A 13,173-nucleotide genomic window follows, 5' to 3' on the forward strand; every position below is an offset into this window, starting at 1 on the left:
GATGCGTTTTGCCTGTCTTCTTGCCCTCTCGCTGGCCCTGCCGGGGCTGGCGCGGGCGCAGGACCCCACCATCAATTTCGCCGGCGACGACCCGGTGATGAACCGCGCCATCGAAACGGCGGTTTCCACCCTGCCGGTCTTTCTGGCCCATGCCGGGGCCGGGACAAAGCTTTCGGCGATCGAATATTCGGTCAAGGTCTCGGTGAAGGTGGACCATCCCGAGATGGAGCATGAGATCATCTGGGTCTCTCCCTTCATGCTGTCGCCCGACGGTCAGGGCAAGGGAGAGCTTGCCAACGAACCCGTGGCGCTGCCGGGGATGCAGATCGGCGACACGCTGACCTTCACCCGCGACCAGATCGAGGATTGGGGGTTCGAGGGGCCGGACGGCCACCTTTACGGCCATTACACCACCCGCGTGATGATCCCGCAGCTTGACGCCGAATCCGCCGCCTATATCACCGATCTTCTGTCGAAGGACCCGATGCCCGCCGATTGGCGCTGAGCGGGGGGGGGGAGGCCCATACCTCGCCGTCCCGGACCCCGATCCGGGACCTCCGCCACCGGAAGAAGAGGTCCCGGATCAGGTCCGGGACGCTGCCGCCGTCACCCCCCTCCGGCCCCGCCGGGCCAGCGGCCGACCGCCCGCATGGGCGGCCGCTTCTGCAACGTGGCGCGCTGAACGAACGATGGATGCACCGTCACCATAAAGTGGCAACCTCAACCGTCGCGGCGCCCCCCCGCGGTCGTCCGCCGACCCTGCCCCGTTAGGCCAGCGTTAATCGCCCCCCTCTACCCTGCCTGCGGGGAATGAAGGGGTAGCAAGATGATTCATGACAGACACGCGGCGCTTGAGGTCTTTCTGGTGCAGGACGTGATCCTGACGCTGGGCGGGCTGCGCGGCACGCTGGGCTGGCTCGGCACGGCCGAGGACTGTTCGCCGGTCCAGCGGGCCGAGGCGTTCGCGCGCATCGCCCGCCAGATCGGCGCGGTCGAGGATCGCGCGCGCGCACTTTGGCAGGACATGCGCACACCGCCGCCCGACGATGCCGGGGCGGCGGCGAACCTGTTCCTGCCCGAGGCGGGCGAGGCCGCCCTGCCCGCGCGGGCGATCTTTCGCACCTGCCGGGCCGGGGCGTGAGGCGCGGGTCACGCGGCGCGGGGCAGCTCGTCAAGGCTGAGCGCCCCGCAGCCGATCAGCGCCATCAGGTCACGCCCCCGCGCCAGGTCAAGGACGGGGTGATAGCCCGCATCCGTCCCCTGCCCCGACGGGCAGCCCAGGCAAAGACCGGAGGCGGCAAAGATCACCTCATCCTCGGCCAGGCGCAGCGTGGTGATCCCCATCGGCGCGGGCTGCGCCAGCCGGGTGATGCCACGATACCCCTCCAGCGCCGCGGCGGGCAGAAGGGCTGCCTCGGCCTCAAGCACGGCGGCGACGACCGGCGACTGGATCAACACCTGCTGATCGGGGTCAAGCCAGACCGCGCCGCAATTGTTCAGAACACCCCCCGGTACCCGGATCAGGCTGCGCCCGGCGGGGTGGCGCCGCGCGGTATCGACCGCCAGAAGCGGGCGGAACCCGCCGTCCCAGGTGGCAACGCGCATCCCCGGAACAAGCGCATCGGCCCGGCGCCAGCCGCCCTCGGTCTCGATCAGCGTCGCCCCGGCAACGCCGCCGGGCTGGCGGTTCATGAACCGGGCGAGCAGATCGACAGGCTGGGCGGGTTCGAAATGGCGAATGTCCTGCATGAACATGATGGTGGTCCTTTCTGACGGTGGCCCCTCGGGGCGCGGTGTTGTGGGTGCCGTATCGGCGATGTCCCCAGTCAGCACCGCGAATTCGCCCGGATTTCGACATGGTTGCGTCGAAGATTTGGCACTATCCCGCCACGATCCTTAATCCGCCCTCGCGCCCCGGCTTTGGCGACGTTTTCGCCCCGCCTTCATCCCCGGTTAACCAGGTTTCCAAGCGATTCCATACGCTTGTTCAAGCTTTCACCGCTATTTGGGCGAATCACCCCGGCGCCGGAACACCCCACAAAGGCCCGTTTCCGGCCGCACGCCCCCGCCCAGGGCCAGCACGACAAAGATTCTCACCCCGCCCCGCGATTTTCCTCTTGCAGCCACCCGGCAGAGTTTATAAATCCGCCTCACCCAAAGGATGCGGGCGTAGCTCAGGGGTAGAGCATAACCTTGCCAAGGTTAGGGTCGTGAGTTCGAATCTCATCGCCCGCTCCAATTTTCCCGGACAGGGAACGCTGAAACGGCCGCCGCAAGGCGGCCTTTTGCGTTGCATATCGCGACATTCTCGAAAACCGCGCCCGATAGGACGTTTGCCGGGGTGGCGGGACCCCGGACCCGGTGCTAAGCGAAAGTCACCGTCACGAATCCGTCATCCGGCCCCGCTGGGGACCAGATCTAGAAGGACCCGCACATGGCCAGCATGACCGAACCGAAGCTGATCTCCGGCAATTCCAACCGTCCCTTGGGCAAATCCATCGCGCGCCGCATGTCGATGCACCGGGGCATGAACGTGGGCCTTGTGGATGCGCGGGTCGAACGCTTCAACGATCAGGAGATCTTCGTCGAGGTGTTCGAGAACGTCCGGGGTGAGGATATGTACATCATCCAGTCGACGTCGAACCCGGCGAACGACAACCTGATGGAACTTCTCATCATGACCGACGCGCTGAAACGCTCCTCGGCCAATCGCATCACCGCCGTGATCCCCTATTTCGGCTATGCCCGCCAGGACCGCCGTGCCAAGGCGCGCACGCCGATTTCCGCCAAGCTGGTCGCCAACCTCATCACCGAGGCGGGCGTGGACCGGATCCTGACGCTTGACCTGCACGCGGCGCAGATCCAGGGCTTCTTCGACATTCCGGTGGACAACCTCTATGCCGCGCCGATCTTCGCGCTGGATGTCGAACATCACTTCAAGGGCAAGCTCGACAAGGTCACCGTGATCTCGCCCGACGTCGGCGGCGTGGCCCGCGCGCGCGAACTGGCGCAGCGGATCGGCTGCGGGCTGGCCATCGTCGACAAGCGCCGCGTGAAGGCGGGCGAAGTGGCGGAAATGACCGTGATCGGCGACGTCACCGGGCAGACCTGCATCATCGTCGATGACATCTGCGACACCGCCGGAACGCTCTGCAAGGCGGCCGAGGTGCTGATGGAGGCGGGCGCGGCCGAGGTGCATTCCTACATCACCCACGGCGTCCTGTCCGGCCCTGCGGTTGAGCGGATCACCAAATCTGTGATGAAAAGCCTTGTCATCACCGATTCGATCGAGCCGAGCGAGCATGTGAAATCCGCCAAGAACATCCGCATCGTCCCGACCGCGCCGATGTTCGCGCAGGCGATCATGAACATCTGGTCGGGGACCTCGGTTTCGTCGCTTTTCGATGCCGAGACGCTTGGCCCGATCTATGAGGGCATGTACAGCCGCGACTGACCGCAGCCGTCCCCGCCGCCCGAACGCATAAGCCTTGGGAGGTCCCCGATGCCCAGCACCACCGGCGGATGCCTCTGCGGCGCGGTGCGCCTGACGGCCACCGGCGCGCCTGACCGGGTGGGCCTCTGCCACTGTCTCGACTGCCGCAAGCATCACGGCGCGCTCTTCTTCGCCGCCGCGATCTTTCCCGCCGCCGCCGTGACCGTGACGGGCGAGACGCGCGCCTACAAGGGCCGCCACTTCTGCCCCGCCTGCGGCTCCTCCGTCTTCGCCCGCTGGGGCGATGAAATCGAGGTCCACCTTGGCGCCCTCGACGCGCCCGACGCATTCACCCCGACCTATGAGCTGTGGACGATCCGCCGCGAAAGCTGGCTGCCGCCCTTCCCGCTTGCACAGCGCGTCCCCCGCGACCGGACGCCATAGCTGTCGCTACAGATAAACGACAGGAACCCGACGCAAACCCGAACGTTTGCACCCCGCCCCGCCCGCCCCCATATCAGGGGGACCGGCAAACGGAGGCCCCCATGTCCTACACCATCGACCGCACCCTTTCCGGCGTCAGCTTCGACGAGGCCGACGCCCGCACCCGCGCCGCCCTTCAGGCGCATGGCTTTGGCGTGCTGACCGAAATCGACGTCGCCGCGACGATGAAGAAGAAACTCGATCGCGACATGCCCGGCTACCGCATCCTTGGCGCCTGCAACCCGAACATGGCCTGGGAGGCGATCGGGATGGAACCGAAGATCGGCGCCATGCTGCCCTGCAACGTGATCCTGCGCGAGGTCGAAAACGGCATCGAAGTCAGTGCGATAGACCCCGTCGCCTCGATGATGGCGGTGCAGAACGCGGCCCTTCCCGGCGTCGCCGGACAGGTGCGGGACATGTTGGCGAAAGCAGTCGCCGCGATCTGACCCGTCAGGGGCAGGACCAGTCGGTCACGGTGAAATACGCGGCCGGGAAGGCGCGGGCGCCAGTCATCTCAAGCACACGGTCGTCGTCGAAGCGGTTGATATATTCCCACACCGTATCGCCCTTCGCGTCCACCTGAATGACCCGCCCCGCCTCCGGTTCCGCGATCAGGAACCCGCCGCCAGGCTGCTCTTGCAGATAGCCGCGAAAGACGCTGAGCATATCCCCACCGTAGCGCACCCTGGCGTCGCCAGAGACCGGATCGACGGCAAGGATCTGGCTCGTCCGCGGCTGGCTCAGATCGGTCACGCCGTCGGGGCCGGACTGATAGGAATAGGTGTTGTTGTTGAATACCGCGATGGTCCCGTCCGACACGAACTTCGCGCTGTGCTGGCGCAGCCATGGCCCGGTACCATGCCATTTCACGCGCCAGTCGGTCGGGTCGACGACGAAGACAAGATTGTAATCGCGTACCGAAACAACGAGGTTCCCCGCCGCGAACTCCGGGAAGGCCGGGGCGAGGTCGGACGAAAGTTCGTCGATCATGTTGACGTGCATGAGTTCGTTGTCGGTCAACGATTCATTGGCCATCATTTCCCCGGTCGCGCTCAGCAACGGTTCGAAACCGTTCTCCATCATCAGCTTGAACACCGATTTTCTGGACAGGATGCGCCCATCCTCACCCACATGCAGGATCAGATCGTCCTGGATCGTCCCACGCGCACGCGTCGGGCTGACCAGTGGGCGGTAGGTCGGATTGTTCGCGTCGGCATCGACGTCAAGCCCGCCAACCCAGTAGCCCCCGGCAGCGGCCTTCTCGATCGAGTGATGGGTCCGCTCCGGCAGCGCCCAAAGCCGTTCGCCGCAGCGCGACAGCTTCACCGTACCCTGATATTCAAAGTTGAAGACAACCGACCCGTCCGGTTCGATGTAAGATCCGTGCAGATCCACGTTCCAGTCGGTTTGCGGCGCGCCGGGCTTGTCCGCCCGTTCCGGCAGCAGTTCCGAGAACGCCGCCCGCCATGAGGCCACGGTGCTGCCGTCACGCCGGATCAGGCGCAGGCCCGGATCGCCGTCGAAAAAGCCGGTCAGAAGAACAAGGTCATCAGTGTCCATCAGCGTGTTGACCGTCACCCCTGCACCCGGCTTGCGGGACGGCTGGAGGAAATGTTCCGGCAGCGGGTCGGCGGCCTGCTCCCAGCCCGAGGACAAGACCTCGACCGCATCGCCGGACCATTGCATCAGGAGGGCGGAGGCGGATTTGGGCGAGCCTTTGGCATAGCCAGCCACAAAAATCGCCGCGCCGCCGAACAGCACGCCCACCCCGATCAGAACACGCAGATAATGCTTCTCGTACCAGGACACGAACGGCATCGGCTGACCCTTCCGCCACGGGACCTATCCCGTGAACGTTACCAGCCGATGTTCAAAAATCAACATTTTCGGCGCCAGGGGCCGGGTTAGCGCTGAATTCCGCGCAGATACTCCGCCAGGGCGACCAGGTTCGCGGGCGTTGGCGTTTCCACCCCGTCGCCGGTCGGGACCATGACCAAAGGCCCTTCCTGAAGCGCCACACCCAGTTCCGGCATGACCGAGGCACGGTCGCCGCGCCTTGTATAGCCGTCGATCGCCGACATCACCCGGACCATCGGGAACGTGCCGCCATTGCGTTCGGAGATCCGCGTCAGGTCGGCTGGCGGATGGTCAAGACCCGCCGCCGCCGGGCCGTCGCCGATGCCCGAGGTGCCATGGCAGGACACGCAATACTGGTCGTAAAGCGCGCGTCCGGCGACGCGGCCATCGGGTGCGCAGGCCGCCAGGACCGCAAGGCCGAAGACAGCCGCAACCCCCGGCGCGATCAGGTGTTTCGTCATGACACTTCCCCCTTCAGCCTGCGATCAACCGGCCGTTTTCCAGCCGCAGCACACGGTCCATCCGGCCCGCAATCTCAAGGTTATGCGTCGCGATCAGGGCGGACAAGCCCGTCTCGCGCACAAGCTGCATCAGGACGTGAAAGACCTGATCGGCGGTCGCGGGGTCAAGGTTGCCGGTCGGCTCATCCGCCAGAAGAAGACGCGGCCCGTTGGCCAGCGCCCGGCAGAAAGCCACGCGCTGCTGTTCGCCGCCCGACAGCGCCGCGGGGCGGTGATCGGCCCGCGCGGCAACACCCACCTGCCCCAGCAACGCGCGCGCCCGCGCCTCGGCCGTCGCGCGCCCGACACCCGCCGCAAGCTGCGGCAGGACAACGTTTTCCAGCGCCGTGAATTCCGGCAGAAGGTGGTGAAACTGATAGATGAACCCGACCTCGGTCCGCCGAAGCGCCGTGCGCTCACCATCCGGCAGGCCGGTCGCCTCGCGCCCGGAAATCAGCACCTGCCCCGCATCCGCGCGGTCAAGCAGCCCCGCTATATGGAGAAGCGTGGACTTCCCCGCGCCCGACGGCGCGACAAGGCCCGCGACCTCCCCCGGCGCCAGGGCAAGGTCAAGCGCGTCCAGCACCCGCACCTCGCCCGGCTGGCCCTTCAGATAGACCTTCGCGATCCCGCGCAGTTCCAGCACCGTCTCACTCATAGCGCAGCGCCTCGACCGGGTTCATCCGCGCCGCGCGGCGGGCGGGGAAGATGGTGACAAGGAACGACAGGATCAGCGACAACCCCACCGCGCGCCCGACATCCCAGGCCCGCAGCTCTGCCGGCAGCCGGTAGATGCCCCGGATCGACGGGTCCCAGGCCCCGCCACCGCTGAGCCAGTTGACGCCCGACATGATGGCGTCGATGTTCCAGGCGATCACGCTGCCAAGGGCCACCCCGGCGATGGTCCCGGTGATCCCGGTGAAGGCACCGCAGAGGAAAAAGACCCGCAGGATCGACCCTTCGGTCAGGCCCATCGTGCGCAGGATGCCGATGTCGCGGCCCTTGTTCTTGACCAGCATGATGAGACCCGAGGTGATGTTGAGCGTCGCGATCAGCACCACCAGCGCAAGGATCAGGAACATCACGTCATCCTCGATCGAGAGCGCGCGCAGGAACGCGCCCGAGCGGTCCTTCCAGGTCCAGACATAGCGCCCCTCCCCCGCCGCCTCTTGCAGCGCGGGAACCATCGCGTCGATCTCCTCCGGCCGCTCGACATAGACCTCGATCTGGTCCGCGCCACCCTCGCGGTTGAAGAAGGATTGCGCCTCGGCGAAGGGCATGTAGATCCGCGCGCTGTCCACATCCGCCCGCCCGGCGGAGAAGATATAGACAACCTCATAGACATTGACGCGGGGGCTGACACCAAAGGCGGTCTTGACGCCGTTCGGCTGGATCAGCTTCAGCTTGTCACCGATGCCAAGGCCCAGCGTCCGCGCCATCCCGGCCCCGACCGCGATCCCCTGATCAAAGCGGCCGATGTCGCCCAATGGCTCCGGCGCGCCCTCGAATGTCGGCAGGTCGCGCAGCACCTTGGCCGCGACGCCATGCACCTCGGCCACCGCGGACTGGTTGCCATAGGTCGCCATCGCATAGCCAAGGACACGCGGATTGGCGCGGGTCACCCCCGGCACGGCCAGAAGCTGCGCAGTCAGCGCCTCGTAATCCGTGATTGCGGTCGTGCTGACGCCGTTCTCGTCCAGATAGGAATAGCTGCCGATCTCTGCATGGGCATAGGCGCCGATGACGGTATTGACGAACTCGGTCCGAAACCCGGCCCGCACCGCCAGCGTCACGACAAGCGCCATGACCCCCAGCGTGATGCCGATGAGGCTGATCCAGGTCATCGTGCTGACCCCGCCCTCGGCACGGCGCGCGCGCAGGTAGCGCCAGGCGATCATGAATTCGAAAGGCGCGAAAGGCGCGGGTCGGCTGGCCATCGGGGCTCCGGGTCATCAGGGCGCGCGCAAGGTGGCGAGGGCGGGGGGAAAGGTCAAGGGCAAGAGGGCCCTCAGTCCGGGGTGATCCGCAAAAGCTCCCCCTCCGGCGAATCCGTCACGGCAAGGATCGCGCCGTCGCGGTCGATGGCGATGTCGCGGAACCGGGCGGCGCCGGTGAAATACCGCGCCTCGCCCGTGACCCGTCCCTCCGCCAGCGTCAGCCGCACCAAGCCGCCGGGGTTCAGCGAGGCGGCAAGGATGTCGCCCTGCCAATCGGGCAGCATCGCGCCATCGTAGAAGGCAAAGCCCCCCGGCGCGATGACCGGGTCCCAGAAATAGACCGGCTCTTCCATCCCGTCGCGATGGGCGAGGCCCTCGCCGATGGGGCTGCCGTTGTAATTCTCGCCATAGCTGACGACGGGCCAGCCATAGTTCCGGCCCGGCGCGATCCTGTTCAGTTCATCCCCGCCGCGCGGCCCGTGTTCCAGCGTCCAGAGCACCCCGTCCGGTGCCAGCGCCGCGCCTTGCAGGTTGCGGTGACCCAGCGACCAGACCTGCGCCGCGACCCCGCCCTGCCCCGCGAATGGATTGTCGGACGGCACCGTGCCGTCGGCGTTCAGCCGGATCACCTTGCCGTAGCTTTTCGCCGGGTCCTGCGCGAACTGGCGTTCCCGCGGGGTGAAATGTTCGCCCGTGGTGATGAAGACATGATCGCCGTCCGGCACGACACGCGACCCGTAATGGGCGGCGGTGGGCGATGGCGGGTCCTGCACGAAGACCTCGGTCAACCCGGTCAGCCGGTTATCCGCCCCCAGTGTCGCATAGGCCGCCGCCGTGGCCGACAGGCCACCGCCCAGCGGTTTGGCATAGCTTAGCCAGATGCGGCGGCTTTCGGCGAAGTCAGGCGCCAGCGCCACGTCGAGCAGCCCGCCCTGCCCCTCGGCCAGCACATCCGGCACCCCCGCGACCGGCTCGCCCACCCTGCCATCCGCGCCGACGACACGCAGCGTGCCGCCCCGTTCGGTGACAAGGTAGCCGCCATCGGGCAGCACCGCGACGGCCCAGGGCGTGTCCAGCCCGCGCGCCAGCGTCCGGGCTGTCAGAACCACCCCGTCCTCGGTCTTCGGCGCGCGGGTCTGATCGGCGCGGGCCGGGGCCAGGTGGGGCGTGTTGCGGGCGCCATGGTCCCAACCCTCGGCCGCGGCCGCACCGGCCAGAAGGGAGAGGATGGCGGCGGCTTGAACGGTGCGGGACATCTCGGCTCCTCAATCGCGGGGTCACGTCCCCATTGAACCCGCTCCGGCCCGATTTGGCCCCTCACAGTTGCGTCAGAGGCGCGCGTCAGGCGGGACGGCGCCGGAACGGCCGCAGGATCAGCGCCAGAAGCCCCATGATCGCGGCCCAGCCGCCCGCAAAGCCCACCGCCCCGGTCGTCACCCCCGCCGTGGTGGCCGGGACGGCGGGCTGAAAATCGGACCAGGTGGCGCTTAGAAGCTCAGGATCGTCGAAGCGTTGCGGCAGGAACAGCCGTTCGATCGGCCCGGCCTCGCGCAACAGGGTCAGGTCGGATTGCAACCGGTCATGGCGCGTGAAGGTGGCGCGCATGTCGGCCTGCCTGTAGCCGAGGAATTCGGTCCCGGTCATCGACGCCAGCGCCGCCTCGCGGGTCAGGCCGGACTTGGCGGCAGAGGCATCGAAATCGGCGGTCACGGCGGACAGCGCATCGACCTGCCCAGCGAGCCGCTGAAGGTATTGCTGCGAAAACTCCGGGAATTGCGACAGGGCGAGGCCGCCCGCGACACCACCGGCAAGGGCAAGAAGCCTGACGACCATCAACCTACCTCGGACGCGGTTTCATTGCGCCGAGTGTCCGCTTTTGCCGCGCCCCGCGCAAGGCTGGGCTGGAGCATGTGGCATGAAAAGTGGGAGCCGGTTTTCGTGCTTCCCGAACATGCGACACGCTCTACGCGGCCTTTTACGGATGCTCCGCGTAGATCTTCGCCATGCGGTCGATGGCGGCCTCGGGCGACATCTCCTCGCTCTCGCCCGTGCGGCGGCTGGTCAGTTCGACCTTGTTCGCGGCGATCCCGCGCGGCCCGACGGTGATCCGCCACGGCAGGCCGATCAGGTCGGCGGTCGCGAATTTCGCCCCCGCCCGTTCGTCGCGGTCGTCGTAAAGCGGATCAAGCCCCTTGGCCTTCAGCGCGGCATAGATCGACTCGCAGGCGCTGTCGGTGGACCCGTCGCCCTGCTTGAGGTTGACGATCCCGACAGAGAAAGGCGTCACGCCCTCGGGCCAGATGATGCCCTTGTCGTCGTGATTGGCCTCGATCAGCGCGCCGACCAGACGGCTGACGCCGATGCCGTGGCTGCCCATCTGCACCGGCACGCGGCTGCCATCGGCGGTGACCACCGTCGCGCCCATCGGTTCGGAATACTTGGTGCCGAAGAAGAAGATCTGCCCGACCTCGATCCCGCGCCCGACCTTGCGGCGTCCCTCGGGGATCGCGTCGAACACGGCCGCGTCATGGGTTTCGTCCGTGCGGGCATAGGGCGTCGTGAACTCCGCACAGATCGCGGCGACCTCCTCGCGGTTGTCGTAATCGACCGCGCGGTCGCCCAGCTTCAGCTCGGTCACCGCGCTGTCATAAAAGACCTCGCTTTCGCCGGTCGAGGCGAGGACGAGGAATTCATGCGTGTCGTCGCCGCCGATCGGGCCGCTATCCGCGCGCATCGGGATCGCCGTCAGGCCCATGCGTTCGTAGGTCCGCAGGTAGCTGACCATGTGGCGGTTATAGGCATGCAGCGCGTCTTCGCGCGTCAGGTCGAAATTGTAGCCGTCCTTCATCAGGAACTCGCGCCCGCGCATGACGCCAAAGCGGGGGCGCACCTCGTCGCGGAACTTCCACTGGATGTGGTAAAGCGTCAGCGGCAGGTCCTTGTAGCTGTTCACATGGGACCGGAAGATGTCGGTGATCATCTCCTCATTCGTCGGACCGTAAAGCATGTCGCGCTCATGCCGGTCGCGGATGCGCAGCATTTCCTGCCCGTAATCGTCATAACGGCCGCTCTCACGCCAGAGGTCGGCGGGCTGAAGCGTCGGCATCAGAAGCGGGATATGGCCCGCGCGCTGCTGCTCCTCATGCACGATCTGTTCGATCCGGCGCAGCACCTTGAAACCCATCGGCAGCCAGGAATAGATCCCGGCGGCCTGCTGCTTGATCATGCCCGCGCGCAGCATGTAGCGATGGCTGACGATCTGGGCCTCGGCGGGATTTTCCTTGAGGACGGGGAGGAAGTAGCGGGACAGACGCATCGCGGACTCTCGGGTTGAAGACCTTCCCGCGTTCCTAGCCGCAAGCCCCGCCACAGGCAAGCAGCCCCGCCACGCCGCCCGCTATTCGGCCGCCTGATCGGGCCGCGCCGGGGGCGGGTGGAGGCCGCCCGCCAGCAGGTCCTCGACGAAATAGGCGGCGAACTGGTGACGGCCCGAGGTGCCGGACTTGGCGTAGATCGAGGTCATCTGCGCCCGCACCGTGCCCTGCGCCGCGCCGCGCATCGCCGCGATCTCGGCAATGTCGAAGCCCTTGAGGGCAAGCATCCCGATCTCCCGCTCTGCCGGGCTAAGCCGCCATGCGTCGAACTGCGCGGCGATGATGTCGGACATCGCGCCCGAGGCGACGGCCAGCGCGTCCTCATGGCTGCGAAGCTCCGAATGGGTGCGGCGCAGCTCGATGATCCCGAAGACGCTGCCCAGCGTCAGGCCGACGGCGATCACCGCTTCGGCGACAGTGTGCAGGCCGACCGCGGCACCGGAGAGGTCGGCGGCGGAATCGGTCACGAAAAAGACCGCCGCCGTCGCCTGCACCAGCGTGAAGATGGCAAGCGCGGTCTTGCGCCGCCGTCGCGCCGTGGCTGTATCCTGAGGGTCCATGCCATGCCTCCGGTGGTCTTCCGGGAAGGCATCCCCGGATCAGCGCCGCGTCCCGAAGAGCATAGGGCGGACGATATTGCGCCGCAACACAAGGCTTTCGGCCAGAACCCCGCCAAGGTGGAGAACCGCCAGGACCAGCAGCAGGTTTGCGCCGATCTCGTGCAAATCCTGGACCCAATGGCCGCCCTCCGCCTCTGCACCCGCGCTGCCGGTACTGTCAGCACTGTCATCGACCAGCGCCGACCAGTCGCCCGCCGCGACCGCCTCTTGCTGGCGCGCGACGTCCCAGGGGGTTGCCCCCTTGGTCATCACGATCCCGGTCGCAATCACGATCCCGAGCGAAAGCCAGAGCGCATAGATCATCATCGCGCCCGCCGGGTTATGCGACCGGAACTCCCGCCGGCGGCGCCGCGCGAGGCGGTTGAGGTGGCTCAGCGCGTCGATGGGCCGGGGCGGGAAGGCGGCGAACCGCGCCTCCCACGGGCCGACAAGACCCCAGACCAGCCGGATGGCAAGAAAGGCCATCCCGATCCAGCCCAGCCAGACATGCAGCGCGCCCCCGCCCTTGGTGAACAGCGCGTTGGCGGCCACCGCGCCCGCGATCACCCAATGGCTGACGCGAACGACGGGGTCCCAAAGGGCGGGCGGCGGGCCGACAAGGTCACGCGACATATCAGTCGTTGTCCTTGATATCGGTGACAGCGCCGGTCTTGGGGTCGATATAGACCTCCATGGGCTTGTTGGTGGCGGTGTCGGTGCATTTCGCCTCGATCTTGCCGCCCTCGGCCTCGAAATCGTTCACCGCGCAGCCCGCCGCCTCAAGCGCCGCCTTGGCGTCGTCCGGGTTGGTGCCGACCACATCGCCGACCTGCGGCATCGCAAGCGCCGCCACCGGGGTCAGGGCGAGGAGAGCGGAAAGAAGGATCGAGGGTTTCATGGATCTGCCTTTCAGAAGCGTCACAATGGGAAACGTCGCCGGAACCTGCCGTCCCGGCGCCCTTCACCTGCCCCCTGCCCCGGCCCCCG

16 protein-coding genes and 1 tRNA gene are annotated in these 13,173 nt (G+C 67.0%); 6 read left to right on the top strand and 11 right to left on the bottom strand.

Going from position 1 to position 13,173, the window contains the following annotated elements; genetic code table 11:
* The first annotated feature begins 1 nt into the window (after position 1).
* Positions 2-505 (top strand): DUF2314 domain-containing protein, encoded by a 504-nt coding sequence (locus LX70_RS04780; protein WP_105513338.1) that lies wholly within the window; start codon positions 2-4, stop codon positions 503-505.
* A 321-nt stretch (positions 506-826) separates the two neighbouring features.
* Positions 827-1,141, top strand: coding sequence for a hypothetical protein (locus LX70_RS04785; RefSeq protein ID WP_105513339.1), 315 nt, complete (start codon positions 827-829; stop codon positions 1,139-1,141).
* Between the two features lie 8 nt (positions 1,142-1,149).
* On the opposite strand, the gene LX70_RS04790 is transcribed toward LX70_RS04785, so the two are convergent.
* The gene (locus LX70_RS04790) at positions 1,150-1,755 is read right to left on the bottom strand and encodes a Hint domain-containing protein (RefSeq protein ID WP_105513340.1); all 606 of its coding nucleotides are present in this window, start codon (positions 1,753-1,755) and stop codon (positions 1,150-1,152) included.
* Positions 1,756-2,163: 408 nt separating this feature from the next.
* Here LX70_RS04790 and LX70_RS04795 point away from each other — a divergent pair.
* The 4 genes from LX70_RS04795 (at position 2,164) to LX70_RS04810 (ending at position 4,365) form a co-directional block, all read left to right on the top strand.
* Positions 2,164-2,238 (top strand) — tRNA-Gly (locus LX70_RS04795).
* A 196-nt stretch (positions 2,239-2,434) separates the two neighbouring features.
* Positions 2,435-3,454, top strand: a complete 1,020-nt coding sequence (locus LX70_RS04800) for a ribose-phosphate pyrophosphokinase (protein ID WP_105513341.1) — start codon at positions 2,435-2,437, stop codon at positions 3,452-3,454.
* 48 nt (positions 3,455-3,502) lie between these two features.
* Positions 3,503-3,877, top strand: a complete 375-nt coding sequence (locus LX70_RS04805) for a GFA family protein (protein ID WP_105513342.1) — start codon at positions 3,503-3,505, stop codon at positions 3,875-3,877.
* Between the two features lie 101 nt (positions 3,878-3,978).
* Positions 3,979-4,365 (top strand): DUF302 domain-containing protein, encoded by a 387-nt coding sequence (locus tag LX70_RS04810; protein WP_105513343.1) that lies wholly within the window; start codon positions 3,979-3,981, stop codon positions 4,363-4,365.
* Between the two features lie 4 nt (positions 4,366-4,369).
* On the opposite strand, the gene LX70_RS04815 is transcribed toward LX70_RS04810, so the two are convergent.
* The 10 genes from LX70_RS04815 to LX70_RS04860 all read right to left on the bottom strand — a co-directional run bounded on the left by LX70_RS04815 (position 4,370) and on the right by LX70_RS04860 (position 13,084).
* Positions 4,370-5,737 (bottom strand): arylsulfotransferase family protein, encoded by a 1,368-nt coding sequence (locus LX70_RS04815; RefSeq protein WP_105513344.1) that lies wholly within the window; start codon positions 5,735-5,737, stop codon positions 4,370-4,372.
* Between the two features lie 86 nt (positions 5,738-5,823).
* On the bottom strand, positions 5,824-6,237 hold the full coding sequence (locus tag LX70_RS04820) for a c-type cytochrome (protein WP_105513345.1): 414 nt from the start codon (positions 6,235-6,237) through the stop codon (positions 5,824-5,826).
* Positions 6,238-6,250: 13 nt separating this feature from the next.
* Positions 6,251-6,934 (bottom strand): ABC transporter ATP-binding protein, encoded by a 684-nt coding sequence (locus tag LX70_RS04825; RefSeq protein WP_105513346.1) that lies wholly within the window; start codon positions 6,932-6,934, stop codon positions 6,251-6,253.
* On the bottom strand, positions 6,927-8,213 hold the full coding sequence (locus tag LX70_RS04830) for an ABC transporter permease (protein ID WP_105513347.1): 1,287 nt from the start codon (positions 8,211-8,213) through the stop codon (positions 6,927-6,929). Before LX70_RS04830 ends, LX70_RS04825 begins: the two co-directional genes overlap by 8 nt.
* A gap of 71 nt (positions 8,214-8,284) precedes the next feature.
* Positions 8,285-9,469 carry a PQQ-dependent sugar dehydrogenase gene (locus LX70_RS04835; protein ID WP_105513348.1) on the bottom strand — a complete coding sequence of 395 codons (1,185 nt, stop codon included), beginning with the start codon at positions 9,467-9,469 and terminating at the stop codon, positions 8,285-8,287.
* An 85-nt stretch (positions 9,470-9,554) separates the two neighbouring features.
* Positions 9,555-10,046, bottom strand: coding sequence for a DUF2937 family protein (locus LX70_RS04840; protein WP_105513349.1), 492 nt, complete (start codon positions 10,044-10,046; stop codon positions 9,555-9,557).
* Between the two features lie 142 nt (positions 10,047-10,188).
* Positions 10,189-11,529, bottom strand: coding sequence for a proline--tRNA ligase (proS, locus tag LX70_RS04845; protein ID WP_105513350.1), 1,341 nt, complete (start codon positions 11,527-11,529; stop codon positions 10,189-10,191).
* A gap of 81 nt (positions 11,530-11,610) precedes the next feature.
* Positions 11,611-12,147: a helix-turn-helix transcriptional regulator gene (locus tag LX70_RS04850; protein ID WP_105513351.1), complete on the bottom strand. Its 537-nt coding sequence runs from the start codon at positions 12,145-12,147 to the stop codon at positions 11,611-11,613.
* Positions 12,148-12,186: 39 nt separating this feature from the next.
* Positions 12,187-12,819 (bottom strand): cytochrome b/b6 domain-containing protein, encoded by a 633-nt coding sequence (locus LX70_RS04855; RefSeq protein ID WP_105513352.1) that lies wholly within the window; start codon positions 12,817-12,819, stop codon positions 12,187-12,189.
* Position 12,820: 1 nt separating this feature from the next.
* On the bottom strand, positions 12,821-13,084 hold the full coding sequence (locus LX70_RS04860; RefSeq protein WP_105513353.1) for a PepSY domain-containing protein: 264 nt from the start codon (positions 13,082-13,084) through the stop codon (positions 12,821-12,823).
* Positions 13,085-13,173 lie beyond the last annotated feature (89 nt).

This window comes from Albidovulum denitrificans, from assembly GCF_002973535.1.
GTDB classification, from domain to species: Bacteria; Pseudomonadota; Alphaproteobacteria; order Rhodobacterales; family Rhodobacteraceae; genus Albidovulum; species Albidovulum denitrificans.

Bases quoted from the DNA above. Each gene is read 5' to 3' on its own strand.
- LX70_RS04835 (WP_105513348.1), bottom strand. From the start codon at position 9,469: ATGTCCCGCACCGTTCAAGCCGCCGCCATCCTCTCCCTTCTGGCCGGT.
- LX70_RS04850 (WP_105513351.1), bottom strand. From the start codon at position 12,147: ATGGACCCTCAGGATACAGCCACGGCGCGACGGCGGCGCAAGACCGCG.
- LX70_RS04830 (WP_105513347.1), bottom strand. From the start codon at position 8,213: ATGGCCAGCCGACCCGCGCCTTTCGCGCCTTTCGAATTCATGATCGCC.
- LX70_RS04785 (WP_105513339.1), top strand. From the start codon at position 827: ATGATTCATGACAGACACGCGGCGCTTGAGGTCTTTCTGGTGCAGGAC.
- LX70_RS04840 (WP_105513349.1), bottom strand. From the start codon at position 10,046: ATGGTCGTCAGGCTTCTTGCCCTTGCCGGTGGTGTCGCGGGCGGCCTC.
- proS (WP_105513350.1), bottom strand. From the start codon at position 11,529: ATGCGTCTGTCCCGCTACTTCCTCCCCGTCCTCAAGGAAAATCCCGCC.
- LX70_RS04825 (WP_105513346.1), bottom strand. From the start codon at position 6,934: ATGAGTGAGACGGTGCTGGAACTGCGCGGGATCGCGAAGGTCTATCTG.
- LX70_RS04855 (WP_105513352.1), bottom strand. From the start codon at position 12,819: ATGTCGCGTGACCTTGTCGGCCCGCCGCCCGCCCTTTGGGACCCCGTC.
- LX70_RS04860 (WP_105513353.1), bottom strand. From the start codon at position 13,084: ATGAAACCCTCGATCCTTCTTTCCGCTCTCCTCGCCCTGACCCCGGTG.
- LX70_RS04800 (WP_105513341.1), top strand. From the start codon at position 2,435: ATGGCCAGCATGACCGAACCGAAGCTGATCTCCGGCAATTCCAACCGT.
- LX70_RS04805 (WP_105513342.1), top strand. From the start codon at position 3,503: ATGCCCAGCACCACCGGCGGATGCCTCTGCGGCGCGGTGCGCCTGACG.
- LX70_RS04780 (WP_105513338.1), top strand. From the start codon at position 2: ATGCGTTTTGCCTGTCTTCTTGCCCTCTCGCTGGCCCTGCCGGGGCTG.
- LX70_RS04790 (WP_105513340.1), bottom strand. From the start codon at position 1,755: ATGTTCATGCAGGACATTCGCCATTTCGAACCCGCCCAGCCTGTCGAT.
- LX70_RS04820 (WP_105513345.1), bottom strand. From the start codon at position 6,237: ATGACGAAACACCTGATCGCGCCGGGGGTTGCGGCTGTCTTCGGCCTT.
- LX70_RS04810 (WP_105513343.1), top strand. From the start codon at position 3,979: ATGTCCTACACCATCGACCGCACCCTTTCCGGCGTCAGCTTCGACGAG.
- LX70_RS04815 (WP_105513344.1), bottom strand. From the start codon at position 5,737: ATGCCGTTCGTGTCCTGGTACGAGAAGCATTATCTGCGTGTTCTGATC.